This window comes from Amycolatopsis albidoflavus (assembly GCF_039525725.1).
Classification (GTDB): domain Bacteria; phylum Actinomycetota; class Actinomycetes; order Mycobacteriales; family Pseudonocardiaceae; genus Amycolatopsis; species Amycolatopsis albidoflava.
This window is the reverse complement of record NZ_BAAAHV010000012.1, coordinates 158,695-175,002: the sequence shown is the minus strand read 5'-3', so window position 1 is coordinate 175,002 and position 16,308 is coordinate 158,695. Positions and strand designations below refer to the sequence as shown.

The following is a 16,308-nucleotide window of genomic DNA, read 5'->3' as shown; positions in this document are numbered from 1 at the left end:
CCTCCTCAGCCCGCGGCGGTCCTGGCCAGCACTGTCGCCAATGCCCGGCCGAACTCCGCCGCCGCGTCCGCGGACTCCTCGTCCGCCCGCCACGCGACGTACCCGTCCGGGCGCACCAGCACCGCCGCGCCGGGCTCGAGCCGATAGCGCCGCAGCATGCTCCCGGTGTCGTCGGTCAGGTCCCCGCCGAGGCTGTAAGCGGGCAGCGGCACGTCCAGCGTCCGGGCGGCCTCCTTGGCCGCGGCGAGCCAGCCGGAACCGGGCGAGCCGACGAACAGCACGTGCCCGCGCCCGGTCAGGTCCAGCACGGAGATCCGCGTGCCGTCCTTGTCCACGAACACGTGCGGGGCCCGGCTGCCCGGCTCCGCGGTCGCCTTCGCCGGGTCCTCCAGCAGCGTCTCCGGCCCGCGCTCCGCGCCGGGCACCGCGGCCGAGGCGACCCGGTAGCCGAGGTGCTCCCACTGCGCCGGGACCTCCGGCGGGAACGGGTATTTGCCCTGCAGGTGCGGGGCCATCCGGTCGGCGAGCCGGGCGAGCTGGCGGTCCGCGGTGGACTCGCCGATCTCCTGCCGCTCCGCGGCGTACCCGTCGAGCAGCGCCGGACCGGCGTGCCCGTGCAGCACGGCGGCGAGGCGCCAGGCGAGGTCGTGGCCGTCCTGCAGCGCGGTCGCGCCGCCGAGCCCGCCGGTCTGCGGCATCACGTGCGCGGCGTCGCCGGCCAGGAACACCCGGCCGCGGCGCATCTCGTCGGCCACCCGGTGCGCGATCACGAACGTCGACTGGTCGGTGATCTCCACCTCCAGGTCCGGCGTCGCGGTCGCGACGCGGATCAGCTCGACGCAGCGCTCGTCGGTGAAGTCTTCGTCGCGGTCGCCCCGCTCCGGGTAGTAGTTCACGCCGAGCAGGTGCGCGCCGGAGACGCCGAACACCTCGATCGCGTTCTCCAGATACGAGTACAGGCCGGAGAAGTGCTCGTTCTGCATGTAGGTCAGCAGCGCCTTGCGCCCGGCGAGCAGTTCGTCGAGGTCGGCGTTGAAGAGGATGGTGCGGCACCGCCACAGCTCGCCGAGCCCGTGCGTGCCGATCCCGAGCTGCTCTCGCACGGGGGCCTGCCAGCCGTCGGCCGCGACGAGGTAGTCGGCCTCGATGGCGAACTCCTCGCCGGAGCCCAGATCCCGCACCCGCGCGCGCACCTGTTCGGCGTCCTGCTCGAAGGATTCGAGGCGGTGGCTGAAAAGCAGCTCCGCGCCGTTCTCCTCGGCAGTCGCGCGCAGCACGGACTCGATCTTCGACTGGGGCAGCGCGCCGAACGCGGCCGGCGTCATCGACGCCAGCTCCTTCATCACGTCGTCGCCGCCGACGAGCAGTTCGAACTGGTTCTCGTCGCGCAGGTCGCGCCCGATGGTGATGGTGGCCTCGGCGGCGAAATCGAGCACGTTCGCGGCCGCGATCCGCTCCGCCAGCCCGGGGATCTGGCGGAGCAGCTCCATGCTGCGGTGCACGATCCCGAACGCCTTCGGCTGGACCGAGGTGTCGGGATGGCGCTCGACGAGCGTGACCCGGATTCCCCGCCAGGCGAGGAAGAGCGCGGTGGTGAGCCCGGCGTAGCCCGCGCCGACTACGAGGACGGAAGTGCGCCGGCCGGCCGGCGTGGCATCAGACATAGCTCATCAGTACCACCGCGCGGCCCGCCGATGAAGCGTTCAGGTTGGCGGGCAACGACTTCGCCGGAATCGCCGCGCGCTCCGGCTAGACTCCGCGAAATGGGCACTGCGCATTTCCCGGCCTCGATCGGCCAGCGGCTGGTGTGGTTTCTCGAGCATTACCGTTCCGAGACTTCCTCGGTCAACTGCCCCGCCACCTTCCGGATTTCCGGAAGGCTTTCCGGCGACCTGCTGCGCGGCGCGCTCGCCGACCTGACGCGCCGGCACGAAGCCTTGCGCACCACGCTTTCCCGCGACGGCCGGAACCTCCTGCAGCACGTGCACGACGACCGCGGCGACCGTCCCGAACTGTCCGTTGTGGACGTTTCCGGCGGCGAGGAGGAGATGCTCGCGCTGCTGCGCGCCGAACAGGCGGCCGACCTCGAACCCGGCCGCGAGCCGGTGCGCACGAGCTGGTGGCGGCTGGGCCGCGAAGACCACGTGGTGTGCGTGAACATGCACCACCTCGTCTCCGACGCGTGGTCGTGCGGTGTCGTGATCGCCGACCTGATCGCGCTGTTGGGAGGCCGCCGCCCGGCGGCCCCGTCCTGGCAGTACTCCGATTTCACGACCTGGCAGGCCGAGCAGGAGAAGTCCGGGAAACTGCGCGCACACCAGGATTTCTGGTGCGAACAGCTCGACGGCATGAAGCTGACTCCGCTGCCGTGGCTGGCCCCGGAGGGCTCGCCCCGGCCCTCCCCCGGGCTGGAAACCCTTTCGCTGTCCGCCGAGACCGCCGCCGGGCTGCGCGAGTTTTCGCAGCGGAGGCGGCACACGCTGTTCTCGGTGCTGCTGGCGCTGTACTACCTGCTGCTGAACCACGAAACCGGGCAGGACGACCTCGCGGTGGCGTCGTTCTTCGCCAACCGGACCCGCCGCGAGGTGACCTCGACCGTCGGGTTCTTCGCGAACATGCTGGTGCTGCGAGCGAAAGTCGATCCGGACCGGCCGTTCGCCGACCTGCTCGCCGCCACCCGCCGCACCGTGCTCGACGCGACCACCCACCAGGCGGTGCCCTGCCAGATGCTGCCGATGTCGCGGTTGCAGCGGACCCCGGGCCGGGTCAACGAGGTGGTCTTCCAGATGCTGCCGGACCGCAAACCCGGTTCGTGGTCGCCGATCGACGCCGGAGCCGGGCTGCGCATCGACACGTTCCGCCCGGACCACGGCCTGAGCCGGTTCGGGCTCAACCTCACCGTGATCCCGCGCGAGGACCGGTTCGACGTCCGGCTCTCCTACGACCGCAACCAGCTCGACCGCGAGTGGGTCCGCGGGCTGCTGCGCTCCTATCGCGTGCTCGCCGAGGGAATGCTCGCCGCGCCGGACGCGCCGGCCGCGAAACTGACCGCCGCGCTGCGCTGACCCGGGCGCGAAAAAGGGGGACCCGCGCGCGGGTCCCCCTTTTTCGTCGCGTGCTCACCGCTTTCCGGGAATCACCAAACACCCTTCGGACGGCGTCAGCAGCACGTGCGAGCCGCGCTGCTGCTCGTCCGGCGCACCGGGCCGGGTGCGCAGCCGGACCCGCTTGATCACCTCGGGGATCACCGCCTTCATCTCCAGCATCGCGAACTGCGCGCCGAGGCAGTGCCGCCGTCCGCCGCCGAAGGGCAGGAACGTCCCGCGCGGCAGGTCCGCGTCCAGGAACCGTTCCGGGCGGAACACCTCCGGGTCGTCGAACGACGCCTCGCGCCCGTGCAGCAGCGGCACCGACGGCGCCACCCACCAGCCCGCCGGGATGTGATAGCCGGCCAGCTCCAGGTCGCCCGACAGCGCCCGCGGCATGACCGGGACGATCGGGCGGGTGCGCAGCGTTTCGTTGATCACCGCTTCCAGGTACTTGTCGTCCTTGTCGACCTCCTCGACGAGCCGGTCGTGCACCTGGGGATGGCGCACCAGCCGCTCGAACACCCACGCCATCGCGGTCGCGGTGGTCTCGTATCCCGCCTCCAGCAACGTCATCAGCCCGTCGCGCAGTTCGAGGTCGGTCATCTTCTCGCCGTCGTCGTCGGACGCGCGCAGCAGCTGCGACATGAGGTCGGTGCGCTCGGCGATGTCCGGGGCGGCGCGGCGCCGCTCGATCTCGTCGTAGAGGATCCGGTCGACGTCGGCCCTGGCCACCGCGAACCGCGCGGCCGCGCTGCCGGGGATCTTGCGCAGCATCGATTCCAGGCCGGTCCAGGCCGCGCGGGACAGCACGAACGCGACGGTCTCCATCCGCGCCGCGGCCGCGGTGAGCCGGGGCAGCATCTCCCGCAGCTGCGCGACCCGCTCGACGTCGTGGATGCCGAACACCACGCGCAGCAGCACGTCCAGCGCGATCACCTGCATCCGGGGCCGCAGCACCAGTTCCTGTTCCAGGGTCCACTTCGCCACCTCTTCCGCGGCGATCTCGGCGATCTGCTCGCGGTAGCGCTGCAGATAGCGCGCGTGGAAGGCGGACCCGAGCAGTTTCCGGTGGCGCAGCCAGCTTTCGCCGTCCTCGACCAGGATCGAGTTGTCCCCGACCATGCGCTGCAGGAAATCCGCCCGGGTCTTGCCCGCCTCGCCGACGCTGCGGTCGGTCGCGAAGACTTGCCGGGCGAGCTCGGGGTTCGCCACGTAGACGATCGGCGGCATGCCGACGAGCGTCACCTTGAAGATGTCGCCGAATTGCCGGTGCAGGCCGTCGAGATAGTCGATCGGGTCCCGGACGAAATTGCGGGTCTGGCCGAATTTCGACGCGGCCGGCCCGGGCGGGGCCGAGACACCGGCCGGGGACGTGTGCACTGAGGTCATGGAGTTTCCGCTTCCTCTGCAGGGGCGCGGCCGGACGCGAACCGCGACAAACAACCGGTGCTGAAGGTAGAACACCCGCCCGCCCCCGGAAAACCGCGCGGTGTGCAACTGCCGATTGTCCCCAGTCGGGCGGCCCCGCCGATACGCTGGCCCCATCCTGGTCCGCGCTCTTTCGCTTGCCAGTTCCCGTTTTCCCGCGCCGAAACCGAGGTGTCATGTCGACGACCGAGCAGAGTGCCGCCGCGTCCGAGGAGGCCCCGGCGGTGAATTTCCCCGCGCTGACCGACGTGGTCACGCCGTTCGCCGTGCGCTGCGCGGCGACCCTGCGCCTCGCCGACCTGATCGGCGACGGCTCCCGCGACGCCGCCGCACTCGCCGAAACGGCCGGCGCCGATCCCTCCGCGCTCGCGCGGCTGCTGGACCACCTTTGCGTCACCGGCCTTTTCGCCGCCGACGGCGATTCCTACCGGGTCACCGAAGCGGGCGCCATCCTGCGCGACGACCACCCCGCCGGGCTGCGGGCCACTCTCGACCTGGAAACCTTCGTCGGGCGCAGCGATTCGTCCTGCGCCAACCTGCTGCACTCGGTGCGCACCGGGGAACCGGGATACCAGAACACCTTCGGTGCTCCACTGTGGACGGACACGGTCGCGCATCCGGAACTGGTGGCGGGCTTCGAGCACCTGCACGAAATGTTCGGCGCGTGGTCCGAGCCGACGGTGGCCGGCGGGTTCGACTGGGCGTCGGCGAAGCACGTGGTGGACGTGGGCTGCGGGCACGGCGCGGTGCTGCGGCGGCTGCTGCTCGCCTTCGGGCACTTGCGGGCGACCCTCGTGGACCTGCCGGAAATCGTGGCCAGGGCGGAACAATCGCTCGGCGACGCGGGGCTGGGCGACCGTGTGAGCAGCGCTCCGGGCAGCTATTTCGACCCGCTGCCGGAAGGCGCCGACGCCTACCTTCTCTCGTTGATCGTCCACCAGGAGCCGCACGACCGCGCGGTCGCGCTGCTGCGCCGGTGCGCGGAAGCGGCCGGATCGCACGGCACCGTGCTGGTCATGCAGGCTCCGGTGACGCCTGGGAACCGGTTCGCGATGACCGCGCTGGACCTGCGGATGCTGGTGACCGTCGGCGGGCGGGAGCGCACCGTCGAGCAGTACCGCGACCTGTTCGCCGAAGCCGGGCTCCGGATCGCCGGCCAGTACGCGGGCGGCTCGGAGTCGCCGGTCGACCCGGTGCTGTTCGCCCTCGTCGCGAACTGAGCCGGTGCGCACGACCGCGACCGGGCTGGTCGCCGACCTGGCCGTCGGACGCGTCAGCAGCTCCGCCGCGCTGGAGTACTTCCTGGGCCGGGTGAAGGAGCACAATCCGGCGCTGAACGCCGTGGTCGCGCTCGACGTCGCCGGCGCCAGGGCGCAGGCGGAGGCCGCCGACGCGGCTACCGCACGCGGAATCCGGCTCGGGCCGCTGCACGGGCTCCCGATGACGGTGAAGGACACGTTCGAGACCGCCGGTCTGGTCACCGCGGCCGGAGCCCCGGAACTGGCCGGGCACCTGCCCGACCGGGACGCGGACGCGGTGGCCCGGCTGCGGGCCGCCGGGGCCGTCGTGTTCGGCAAGACCAACGCGCCGCTCTACGCCGGGGATTTCCAGTCCTACAACGACGTCTACGGCGCCACCGGCAATCCGTGGGACCTCGCCCGGACGCCCGGCGGGTCGTCCGGGGGTTCGGCCGCCGCGCTGGCGGCCGGGCTCACGCCGCTGGAACTGGGCAGCGACGTCGCCGGGTCGATCCGCTCCCCCGCGCACTTCTGCGGGGTCTGCGGCCACCTCCCGACCTGGGGCGCGATCCCCGCGCGCGGGCACATCCCCGGCGCTCCCGGCTCCCTCGCCGTTCCGCCGCTGGGCTCGCCCGGCCCGATGGCCCGGTGCGTGGCCGACCTCGAACTCGCCCTGGACGTGCTCGTCGGGCGCGACCTCGCCGGAGTGCCCGGCGGAACCCTCCCGGCCGCCGCGGTGCGCCCCGGCGAACTGCGCGTGGCGGTGTGGCCCGAGCATCCGGCGCTGCGCACCGACCCGGAAATCCGGGCCGCCCTCGACGATCTCGCCGAGGCGCTGGCCGGCCTCGGCGTGCGGGTGCAGCGCAAGATACGGCCGCCGCGCCCGCTGTACGAGATCCACCAGACTTACGCACGGCTGCTGCTCGCGGTCCTGGCCCAGAGCTTCCCGGAACCGGTTTTCCGGCGGCTGGGGCGGATCGCTCGCCGTGCGGCGCCCGAGGACCGCCGCCCGGCGGTCGAATTGGGCCGCGCCGTGACGCTCAGCTACCGGGAATGGCAGGACCTCGAGGAGCAGCGCGCCCGGATCACCGCCGGATGGGCTTCGGTGTTCGCCGAGGTGGACGCCGTGCTGACGCCCGCGGCGCCGCTGACCGCCTTCCCCCACCAGACGGCGGGAACCCCGCTTTCCCGGGAACTCGAGGTCAACGGCCGGAAGGCGCCGTACCTGGCCCAGATGGCCTGGGCGACCCCGGCGAGCCTGTCCGGCCTGCCCGCGACGACCGTGCCGCTCGGCCGCAGCGCCGCCGGGCTCCCGTTCGGGGTGCAGGTGATCGCGCCGCGGTGGCACGACCGCACGGGGCTCGCGGTGGCCCGGATCGTGGAGCGGGTGACCGGCGGATTCGAGGCGCCGCCGGGCTACTGACCGGGAGCTGCCGGACCGATATGCGCCCGCCCGGGGACTACTGGTCGAGCTGCGCCGACAGCTTCTTCGGCGCCAGCAGCCGGTAGGCGTCGGTGAGCATGGTGCGCACCTCGGCCCAGTCGACCTTGCCCGCTTCCAGGTCGAGGGCCACCCAGCCGCGGGAGCCGAGGTAGGCGGGCGCGTAGAACCGCTCCCCCTCCTGCTCGATCAGCTCGGCCTGCGCGCCCGGCGCGGCTTTGCACGCGATCGCGATCTTGCCGTCGCCGTGGTGGTCGTCGAGGAAATACGCGAAGTTCTTCCCGCGCACCGAGAACGCGACATGCTGCTCGCCCTTGCTCAGCACTTCCGGCAGCGCTTCGGCGAGTTCTGTCACGCGTGCCCTTTTCGCGGTCGCGGAGTCCGGTCGGCCCATGCCGCGAGCCTAACGGTCAGCGCGGCCGGCGGCAGTCGTCGGCCGCCGCGACGATGGCGAACCGGGTTGCCAGCGACGCCGCGCGCAGACAGTGCTGGGCGGCGCGCAGGCATTCCGCCCGTGCCGGACCCGCCGCGATCCGCGCGTCGGCGAGAAGCTGAGCGGCCTGGATCGCGGCCAGCAGCGCGTCGTCCGCACCGCTGTTCCCGGCGCCGCGGGCCGCCGATTCGGCGAGCGCTGCCAAGTCGCCGCGCAGCCGCCCGGCCGCGGATCCGTTGTGGACAGTGGTGGTTTGCGCGCCCGCCGGAACCCGATCCATACTCGTTGCTCACCCCGCGTAAGAGATCGACCAGAACTTCGACGGTCACCAGCATTCAGATGCTTTCCCTTATCGCGCAAGGAAGACAATGGAACACGAAAGTCAGTTCGGGCCGCTTCGCGGGCTCCGGGTGCTCGAGACCGCGACCGGAGTGGCCGGCCCCTACGCGGGCAGGCTGCTGGCCATGCTCGGCGCGACGGTCGCCAAGGTCGAACCCGAGGGCGGGGACCCGGCGCGGCGGCTTTCGGCCGACGGGGAGCCGCAGCGGGACCCGAGCCCGGTTTTCGTCCACCTCAATGCCGGGAAGCGGCTGCTCTCCCCGGACGCGGCCGCGGTCCCGGAACTGCTGGAATGGGCCGACGTCGTGCTCAGCGACCGGGTTCGCGGCGAGTTCGGGCCGTGGGAACTGCGCGCGGGCGTCGCCGAGCCGCCGCTGCTGGTTTCGGTGACCGCCTGGGGCCTCGATGCCGACAGCGCGGGCGAGCCGTCCGACGAGATGCTGGTGCAGGCGGCTTCCGGGCTGCTCGCCGCGACCTGTCACGAGGACGGCGGACCGGACCGGTTCCCCGGCTGGCAAACGCAGTATCTGGCCGGAACGTACGCCGCGGCGGCCGCGCTGGCCGGACGGCCCGGCGGTCACGCGGAGACGACCTGGCTGGCCGCAGCGGCCTCCGCGGTGGAATCGCAGGCCGCGGCCGCGCTGTACGCCGCGACTTCGGCCAACGCCGCCGATCCGGAGGAGGAACGGCGCCAGGCCGGGTTCCAGACCCGCACGTTCCCGTCCGGGGTGTTCCGCTGCGCCGACGGGTTCGTGGTGCCGGGCACCGTGCGCGGCGAGGACTGGAACCGCCAGTGCCTGCTCTACGACCGAGGCGACCTGCTGCGCGACGAACGCTTCGTGTGGGCGCGCCGGTGGGCCAACCGGGAGCTGCTGCGCGGCGAACTGGCCGGCTGGTACGCCGGGCGCACCCGGGGCGAGGTCTTCGACGCCGGACTGGCCGCGGGCTGGTCGGTGGGCAAGGTGCTCGACGCCGCCGACGCCCTCGACGACCCGCATCTGGCCGCTCGCGAGTTCCTCGGCGAGGTCCGCGGCGCCTCGGCGGGCCGCGCGATCGTCCGGCCGTGGCGGGATCCGGCCACGCCGGCACCCCGCTCGGCGCGGCTCTCCGAACCTGCCGGGGACAACGGATGGTTCCGCTCCGGCGCGGACCGCGACCGGCCGCCCCTGCTGCCCCGGCTGCCGGATCCGCACCGGCTGCGGGTCCTCGAACTGACCTGGGCCTGGGCCGGGCCGCTCGCCGGCCGGCTGCTGGGCGCGCTGGGCGCGGACGTGGTGCGGGTCGAGTCCGGACGGCATCCCGACGGCTGGCGCACCCGGTTCCGCTTCGCCGAGACCGGGGCCCCGCTGCCCGAGGGCGCCGCCTCGGACGAGTACACCTGGGACGCCGCGGCCCAGTTCAACAGCGTGAACCGCAACAAGCGCGCGGTGTCGCTGGATCTGTCGGCACCGGACGGGAACCGGGTCTTCCGCGAGCTGGTGGACGCCGCGGACGTGCTGGTGGTGAACATGAACCACCGCGTGCTCGAGGACCGGGGCGTCGCCGCGCACGTGCGCGCGCGGGTGGCCGAGGGGCTGGTGCTGGTGACCATGCCCGCGCTCGGCAGCAGCGGCCCGCACCGGGCGATGCCGGGCTTCGGCATGCTGACCGAGGCGATGGGCGGGTTCGCCGCCCGGTACGGACCGCCCTCCGCCGGTGCCGAGGTGAGCCCCACCTACTACCCGGACGCGGTGGCCGGCGCCCACGCGGCGGTCGCGGTGCTGTCCGGGCTGGCGGCGCGGGCAACGACCGGGCGGGGCCGCGAAATCGATCTGTCCCAGCAGGAAACGCTGTGGCTGCAGCTCGGCGAAGGCATCGTGCTGGCCTCCCGCGAAGGACGTTCGCCGCGCCGGATCGGCAACAGCGAACCGGACGTCCCGGCGGGCGTGCTGGCGACCTCGGACGGGTACGTGGCCTTCGTCGGCGGAGCTGCGGACGAGCGGTGGGCGGCGGAGCACGACAGCGAGACGGTGGTGGAGGCGTTGCGGCAGAAGGGTTTCCGCGCGGAACGGATGCGGTCGGTGCGGGAGCTGTTCGAAAACGGCGAGCTGCGCTGGGCCGAACGGGTCCGCCATCCGGTGACCGGGGAACGCGGATACCTCGGCATCCCCGTCGGCATGGACGGGAAAGGGCTGGCGACAGTCCGCCCGGCGCCGTGCTACGACCAGCACACCGACGAGGTGCTCACGGAATGGCTCGAGATGCCGCCGGAGGAACTGGCGGCGCTGCGCGCGGCCGAGGCGATCGGGACGGTGCCCCGGCAGCCGTACCGGGTGCGAAAGGCGCGCCGGGCCTCGTGAACTTCGCTGGCTGGGGGTCCCGGCCACGGCGGAGGGACCTCTCGGCTGGCATGAGCCGTGGCACGGGAATTCCCCTGCCACGGCTGGGAAACCTTCTTCAGCTGGCCTGCTCCCGCGACCAGGAGAACCGCCCCGCAGGACAATCGCGCGACCAGCCGTCCAGCTCCACCGTGAACGGCACCGGGCTCGACACCGCCAGCTCGGACCGGTCCAGCCGGACCTCCACCAGGCCGTGGGGCGTCGGAACCGCGCCGGCCACCCGGGCCAGCGCGCCCGGCCGCGGCGCGATCCTGGCCCGCGCGAACCCGGGCTCGGCGGGGCTGACGCCCAGCACGTACAACGGCAGGTCCCGGCTCGGAGTGCTCGACCAGCCGTGACAGTACGACCCGCCGCTCCACACCTCGCGCCACGTGCCGTCGCCGGCCAGCTCCGACCAGTCCCGGCACAGGGCGGCGATGTGGTCCGCTCCGCCGAGCAGGGCCACGGCGTCGTGCACGACGTAGCGGAAAAACGGCTGTGCGGCAACGACTTCCCGCTCCACGTCCCAGTCCGGCGCGGGCGGTCCCATCGCGGCCCGCAGCGGCATCAGGCCGAACGACCACGCGCGGCGCACCAGAGCGGTCCGGTCCAGCAGGAAGGCCAGTGCCCGGGCGCGGCGCGACGGCGGGATCAATCCGCCGACCGCGGCCGCGGCGGTGGCGTGCTCGCTCATCGCCGGCGCGACCCCGGCCGGCGTGAGCCAGTCGCGGTAGCCGCCCCGGTCCTCGTCCCAGTACTGCTCGAAGGCGGCGGCCAGTTCGTCGTGCCGCCCGCGCGCCCAGCGCGCCCGGCCCGCGTCGCCGAGCCATTCGGCCATCTCCGCGAAGTCCAGCAGCGCCCGGCCCCACAGCCCGTTCAGCACGCTGCTCGCGCCCCGGCCCTGGACGCTCGCCCAGTCCAGCAGGACCCACCCGGTCACGTCGGTCAGCAGTCCCCCGCGCGAGAACGGCTCGAACCAGCGCAGCACCCGCTCGGCGACCGGCAACAGCTCGGCGACCAGGCCGGCGTCGCCGGTCCACCGGTACAGGTTGTGCACCGAACGCACCCAATGCAGTGCCCAGTCCGGGATGTACACCCCGTCGCGGTGCTCGTAGTCGCCCGCGACCGCCATCGGCAGCATCCCGTCCGGGCGCGGCGACGCGGCCAGCCGGGGATGCCACCGCGCGAGCCGCCAGTCCGGATTGGCCAGCAGGTCCACCGACTGGTGCACCACCGAATCGCCGGTCCACGCCCGCTGTTCGCGAGTGGGGCAGTCGATGTAGGCGTCCTGCGCGGTGAGGTCCACGGTGCGCAGCCCGGCCGCGTAGACGGCGTCGAGCACCGGGTCGTCGGATGCGAAGAACGGGCCCGGCGGACGCGGGCGGAGGCGTTCGACCACGGAAAGCCCGCGAACCGTCACCTCGCCCTCGCCGCGCAGCACCAGCAGCGCGAACCGGCCGCCGACCGGATCGGCCGAGCAGAACCGGTCGGACTTGCCGCGCGTGCGATAGCGCGCCGCGTACCCGTGCTGGAACGGACGCAGCCGCAGGCGCTCGTCGAGGTCCTCGGCGGGCCGCGCGTCGACCAGCACGCCGGGCGGCGCGTCCAGCTCGAAGACCAGGGTGCCCGCGACCACCTGGTCCCAGCCCGCGGTGAGCAGCACCGCGACGCCGGGTTCCAGCACGGTCGTGAAGGGCAGTTCGACCGGGACCGAGTCCGGACCGGCTTCGGCGTCCACGGCCGCGACGAGATCGGCCGGTCCGTGCTCGCCGCCGGGATCCGGGCCGCGGCGCTCGCGCAGCCACCGGACCGGACGCTCGACCGGTTCGCCGGGCGGCGCCGGGTTCTCCAGCAGCGGGCCGTACGGATCGGCGGGCGGCGTGGACCGGGCCGTGCCGCCGAGGTGCAGGGTGGTGAGCACGCGGGCGGGCACCCAGCCGGTGTCGTCGAAGCCCGGTTCGAGCCAGGCCGGATCCCACAGCGCGCCGTCGAGCACTTCCGGCACCGCGTGCCCGACCCCGGACGGCTTCTGCGGCGTCCACGCCGGACTCGTCTGGTGGCGCCAGCTGCGATCGGTGCCGAGCACCCCGGACGGCAGCTCGAGCTCGGCGAGCAGCACGCCGGCGCCGTGGCTGAAGGTGGGCGTGACCGGTCGCCACCACGCGTTCGCTTCGCCGTAAAAGCGCACCAGAACGCAGATCGCGTTGTCCCCCGGCACCAGCCACCGCGCGACGTCGACGACGTCGTAGAGCAGCCGTCCGGCCGCACCGCGACCCGGACCGCGCGCCGCCTCGTGCCCGTTGACCCACACCGTGTACCGGGAGTCCGCGGTGATCCGGAGCGGGGCGGCGGCGGGCACGAGGTCAAGCGGGAAGATCCGCCGGAACTGCACCCGCCGGTCGTGCGCGGCGGCGGGCACCACCGGCACGTCGGAGAACTCGCCGGTCTTGGCGATCCGGCCGTCGGCGCACCAGATCCACTGGCCGGTCCACTCGCGGCTCACCCGGCCACCGGCTCGCGCGCCGCGAGGTCCCGCAGCTCCCGCCGCGACAGCTTCCCGGTCCCGGTCACCGGCAGCTCGTCCACGAGGAACAACCGGCGCGGACGGCGATCGTCGGCGAGCCGGCCGCGCAGCCAGTCGCGCACCTCGGCCAGCTCCAGCCGCCGTCCGCTGCGCACCGCGGCCGCGACCACCTCGCCCCAGCGCGGATCGGGCAGGCCGAACACCGCGCACGCCTCGACGTCGGGATGCCCGGCCAGCACTTCCTCCACATCGGACGGAAAGACGTTCACGCCGCCGGTGATGATCAAGTCGTCGTCGCGGCCGCCGAGGTGCACGTAGCCGTCTTCGTCGACGAACCCGACGTCGCCCACGCTCCCCCAGTCGCCGTCGCGACCGGCGGGTGCTTGGCCGGGACCGGACACGTAGCCGTCGAACGCCAGCGGCGTGAGCGCGCGAAGCGTCCCGGACTCGCCCGGGGGCAGCCGCCGGGCGCCGCGGAACGCCGCGATCCGCACCCCGTCGAAGGGCCGTCCGCACGAACCGGGGCGAGCCAGGAACTCCTCGGCGGGCAACGCGCACATCGGGCCCAGTTCGGTGCAGCCGTAGCACTCGACGAATCCCTCGCCGAAGACGTCCAGCGCGGCTCGTTTGAGCCGGTCCGGGAACGGCTCGCCGGACACCACGACGTGGGTCAGCGGCGGGCGCGGCCCGGGCCGGTCGCGGGCGAAGGCCACCAGCCGCGCCAGCTGGGTCGGGGTGAGGAACCCGGTGTCGCACCGGTGCTCGACCGCGAAGTCCAGCCAGGCCCGCTCGTCGAACCGGGGCAGCAGGAAGACGGTTCCGCCGAGCGACAGGGTCATCAGCGCACAGGTCCACGGACCTGAGTGGTACAGCGGCCCGCCGACGAGGAACCGCGAGGACGGCCCGAGCCGGAACCCGCGGGCGATCGCGTCCGACAGCCGCCGATCGCCCCGGGTGCGCAGCGCCGCCTTCGGGCTGCCGGTGGTCCCGGATGTGAACAGCAGCGACGCGCCCGCGCCCAGCCGTCCGCTGTCCGCGGGCGCGAGCGGAAGATCGGCGTCGTGTGCGACGGCACCCGGATCGTCCGCGTCGAGCACGTTTTCCTTGCCGTGCAACAGCTCCAGCAGCTCCCGGGCAGCGCCGCTGGCCACCACCACCGCGGGCTGGGCGACCGCGAGCCGCCCGGCGAGTTCGCCCGGGGTGGAGCGGCCGCCGAGCGCGACGGCTTGCGCGCCGACCCGCCGGGCCGCGAGCGCGACCGTCAGCACCTCCGGCCGGTTGGGCAGCAGCCAGGCCACCCGGCCCGCCGGGCCGGCGCCGCGCGACCGCAGCAGCCCGGCCCAGCGCGTCACCTCCTGTTCGAGCTCCTCGCGGCTGATCGATCCGCTTTCGGTGACAATCGCCGCCGTCCCGCTCATCCGGCCGCTCCGCGCGGCTTGCGCGACCACGACTCCGGGACCGCGTCGGTCGAGTACAGGGTGCCCGCCGACCACACGTGCCGCGTGCCGTGCCATCGCATCGCCGAGGCCGCGTCGGGGAAGAACCCCCGGCCCGGATGGTTGGCGCTGGTGTTGCACAGCACCGGGATCCCCGTCCGCGCCTCATAGGCGGTCAGAAGCCGTTCGAGCAACGGGTTGTCCGCGCCGACCGTTTCCAGCCGCGCGCTGCCGTCGAGGTGCACCACCGCCGGGATCTTGCCCTGCCATTCCGGGCGGACGAAGTGGTCGAACAGCATGTACGGGTCCCGGGTGCCGGGGGAAAACACCTCCGGAGCCCGGTTTTCCAGGCAGACCGGGGCCACCGGCCGGTACCACTCGCGGCCCTTGATCGCGTTCAGCCGGTCCCGCGTCGCCTCGTCCCCGGCCGGCGCGATGATGCTGCGGTGCCCCAGCGCGCGCGGACCGAGCTCGGCGGGCCCGTCGACGATCACGACCGGTTCGCCCGCTTCGGCCAGCAGCGCCGCCAGGTCCTCCACCGAGGCCGGCTTCGCGGTCCAGCCCGGTTCGGCCGCGGCGGTTTCGCGCACCGGCGGGCCAGAGAACACCGACCAGTCCAGCCAGGACGTCCCGGTGCGGCGCACCATTTCCGTGCACGCCGCGCCGATGGCCGAACCCGCGTCGTTCGGGAACGGCGGCACCCACACCTCCGGCACCAGCCCGCTCGCCCGCAGCCCGGAGTTCCACTTGATGTTGAGCGCGCAGCCGCCGGACAGGCACAACGGCAGCCCGGCCAGCTCCGGCCGGGCGCGCAGCACCTCGCCGAGACCGTCCCGCAGCCGGCGGAACAGGTGTTCCTGGAAGGAATTCAGGATCGACGCGTCCGACAGCCCGAGCTTCGCGACGCCGCTGAGCACCCGCCTGCTCCACAGATACGCGCGGATCGCCCCGTCGATCTCGCCGACCTGAGCGTCGACTTCCGCCATCACCGCGACGGCTTCCTCCGAGGACGGGCCGAGCGCCGCGTACGCCATGGCTTTGCCCGAAACCGGGAGCAGCGCCTCGAGCCCCGGCCCCGGATCAGTGGCCCGGCGGGCGTCGTGGTCCACCCGGAACGGGCCGAAGTGCGACGCGAAAATCGGGTACAGCGCGCCGGAAACGCCGCACACCGGACCGAAGCACTCGAGCCGCGGTCCGACCGGGTCGAACCGGTACAGCACCGGCGGCACCCCGCCGTCCCACACCAGCATCAGCGCGGGCTTGCGCTCCCGCGCGAACGGGCTGGTGCAGTAGGAGGACATGACGTGGTCGGTGGTGTGGGTGAAGCTGCGGAACGGCACCGGCGCGCCGCCGACGAGCGGGCTCTGCCCGGTCACCCCGGTCAGCATCGCCGAACCCGCGCCCGGTTCGTCGTGGTACAGCGCGACTTCGACCGGCTCGACCGCGCCCTGCCCGTCGCGGATCTCCACCCAGCTCTCGCCCTCGCGGCCGCGCGCCCAGCCGTCGACCGCGAACACCGGCGCGCGCACGTCCTCGATCCCGTGCGCGCGCAACTGCCGCGCGATCTCCGCGGGCTCCGCGAACGGGCTGTGCCGCGGATTGTTGCCCAGCTTCTCGGCCTCGACCGAGACCAGCAGCCGGTTGCCCTCGATCACGGCGAAACCGCCGTCGTGGGTGAGCTTCAGCCCGCAGATGACCTCGTGCTCTGGCATGTCGTCCTCCGCCTTTCGCCGGCCGCGCCGCTCAGCCCGCGGCTTGGTGCTCGCGGATGATCGCCGCGCATTCGGTCACCGTCGGGTTCTCGAACAGCAGGAACAGGTCGATCACCTCGCCGTAGGTCTCGTTCAGCCGGTTGCAGATGTCCATCAGCTGGATCGAGTCGAGCCCGAGGTCGAAGAAGCTCTGGTCGGGCGCGACCTCGACCTCCGCCACCTCGCTCACGACCTTCGCCACCACCGGGGCGGGATCTCCCGCGCCGGCCACCTGCTCGCTCGGTCGAGTGGTCATGGTGTTTCTTCCCTCC

General features: G+C 73.2%; 12 protein-coding genes. 4 read left to right on the top strand and 8 right to left on the bottom strand.

Annotated elements, in window-relative coordinates; genetic code table 11:
* Positions 1-5: 5 nt before the first annotated feature.
* Complete coding sequence (locus ABD156_RS19195; RefSeq protein ID WP_344274982.1) at positions 6-1,664, bottom strand: FAD-dependent oxidoreductase; 1,659 nt, start codon at positions 1,662-1,664, stop codon at positions 6-8.
* Positions 1,665-1,763: 99 nt separating this feature from the next.
* Here ABD156_RS19195 and ABD156_RS19190 point away from each other — a divergent pair, with 99 nt between their 5' ends.
* Positions 1,764-3,065, top strand: coding sequence for a condensation domain-containing protein (locus ABD156_RS19190; RefSeq protein WP_344274979.1), 1,302 nt, complete (start codon positions 1,764-1,766; stop codon positions 3,063-3,065).
* Between the two features lie 54 nt (positions 3,066-3,119).
* Here the strand turns inward: ABD156_RS19190 and ABD156_RS19185 are convergent, their stop codons facing one another.
* Positions 3,120-4,478 carry a cytochrome P450 gene (locus ABD156_RS19185; protein ID WP_344274976.1) on the bottom strand — a complete coding sequence of 453 codons (1,359 nt, stop codon included), beginning with the start codon at positions 4,476-4,478 and terminating at the stop codon, positions 3,120-3,122.
* 215 nt (positions 4,479-4,693) lie between these two features.
* On the opposite strand from ABD156_RS19185, the gene ABD156_RS19180 reads away from it, so the two are divergent.
* Together ABD156_RS19180 and ABD156_RS19175 are read left to right on the top strand one after the other, a co-directional pair.
* Complete coding sequence (locus tag ABD156_RS19180) at positions 4,694-5,737, top strand: methyltransferase (RefSeq protein WP_344274973.1); 1,044 nt, start codon at positions 4,694-4,696, stop codon at positions 5,735-5,737.
* 4 nt (positions 5,738-5,741) lie between these two features.
* Positions 5,742-7,178 (top strand): amidase, encoded by a 1,437-nt coding sequence (locus tag ABD156_RS19175; protein WP_344274970.1) that lies wholly within the window; start codon positions 5,742-5,744, stop codon positions 7,176-7,178.
* 37 nt (positions 7,179-7,215) lie between these two features.
* Here ABD156_RS19175 and ABD156_RS19170 read toward each other — a convergent pair whose 3' ends face one another.
* Both ABD156_RS19170 and ABD156_RS19165 read right to left on the bottom strand, forming a co-directional pair.
* Positions 7,216-7,590 (bottom strand): MmcQ/YjbR family DNA-binding protein, encoded by a 375-nt coding sequence (locus tag ABD156_RS19170; protein WP_344274968.1) that lies wholly within the window; start codon positions 7,588-7,590, stop codon positions 7,216-7,218.
* Between the two features lie 16 nt (positions 7,591-7,606).
* Entirely contained in the window at positions 7,607-7,909 is a 303-nt protein-coding gene (locus ABD156_RS19165) for a hypothetical protein (protein WP_344274965.1), read from the bottom strand.
* A gap of 88 nt (positions 7,910-7,997) precedes the next feature.
* Between ABD156_RS19165 and ABD156_RS19160 the strand changes: the two genes are divergently transcribed.
* Positions 7,998-10,307: a CoA transferase gene (locus tag ABD156_RS19160; RefSeq protein WP_344274962.1), complete on the top strand. Its 2,310-nt coding sequence runs from the start codon at positions 7,998-8,000 to the stop codon at positions 10,305-10,307.
* Positions 10,308-10,404: 97 nt separating this feature from the next.
* On the opposite strand, the gene ABD156_RS19155 is transcribed toward ABD156_RS19160, so the two are convergent.
* Genes ABD156_RS19155 through ABD156_RS19140 form a run of 4 tightly spaced genes read right to left on the bottom strand, consistent with a single transcriptional unit; the run spans position 10,405 to position 16,292 of the window.
* Positions 10,405-12,828 carry an alpha-L-rhamnosidase-related protein gene (locus ABD156_RS19155; protein ID WP_344274959.1) on the bottom strand — a complete coding sequence of 808 codons (2,424 nt, stop codon included), beginning with the start codon at positions 12,826-12,828 and terminating at the stop codon, positions 10,405-10,407.
* Positions 12,825-14,267 (bottom strand): class I adenylate-forming enzyme family protein, encoded by a 1,443-nt coding sequence (locus ABD156_RS19150; protein WP_344274956.1) that lies wholly within the window; start codon positions 14,265-14,267, stop codon positions 12,825-12,827. Before ABD156_RS19150 ends, ABD156_RS19155 begins: the two co-directional genes overlap by 4 nt.
* Complete coding sequence (locus ABD156_RS19145) at positions 14,264-15,997, bottom strand: carbamoyltransferase N-terminal domain-containing protein (protein ID WP_344274953.1); 1,734 nt, start codon at positions 15,995-15,997, stop codon at positions 14,264-14,266. Before ABD156_RS19145 ends, ABD156_RS19150 begins: the two co-directional genes overlap by 4 nt.
* A gap of 31 nt (positions 15,998-16,028) precedes the next feature.
* A complete protein-coding gene (locus tag ABD156_RS19140) occupies positions 16,029-16,292 on the bottom strand; it encodes an acyl carrier protein (RefSeq protein WP_067588314.1) in 264 nt (87 codons plus the stop codon).
* Positions 16,293-16,308: the final 16 nt, after the last annotated feature.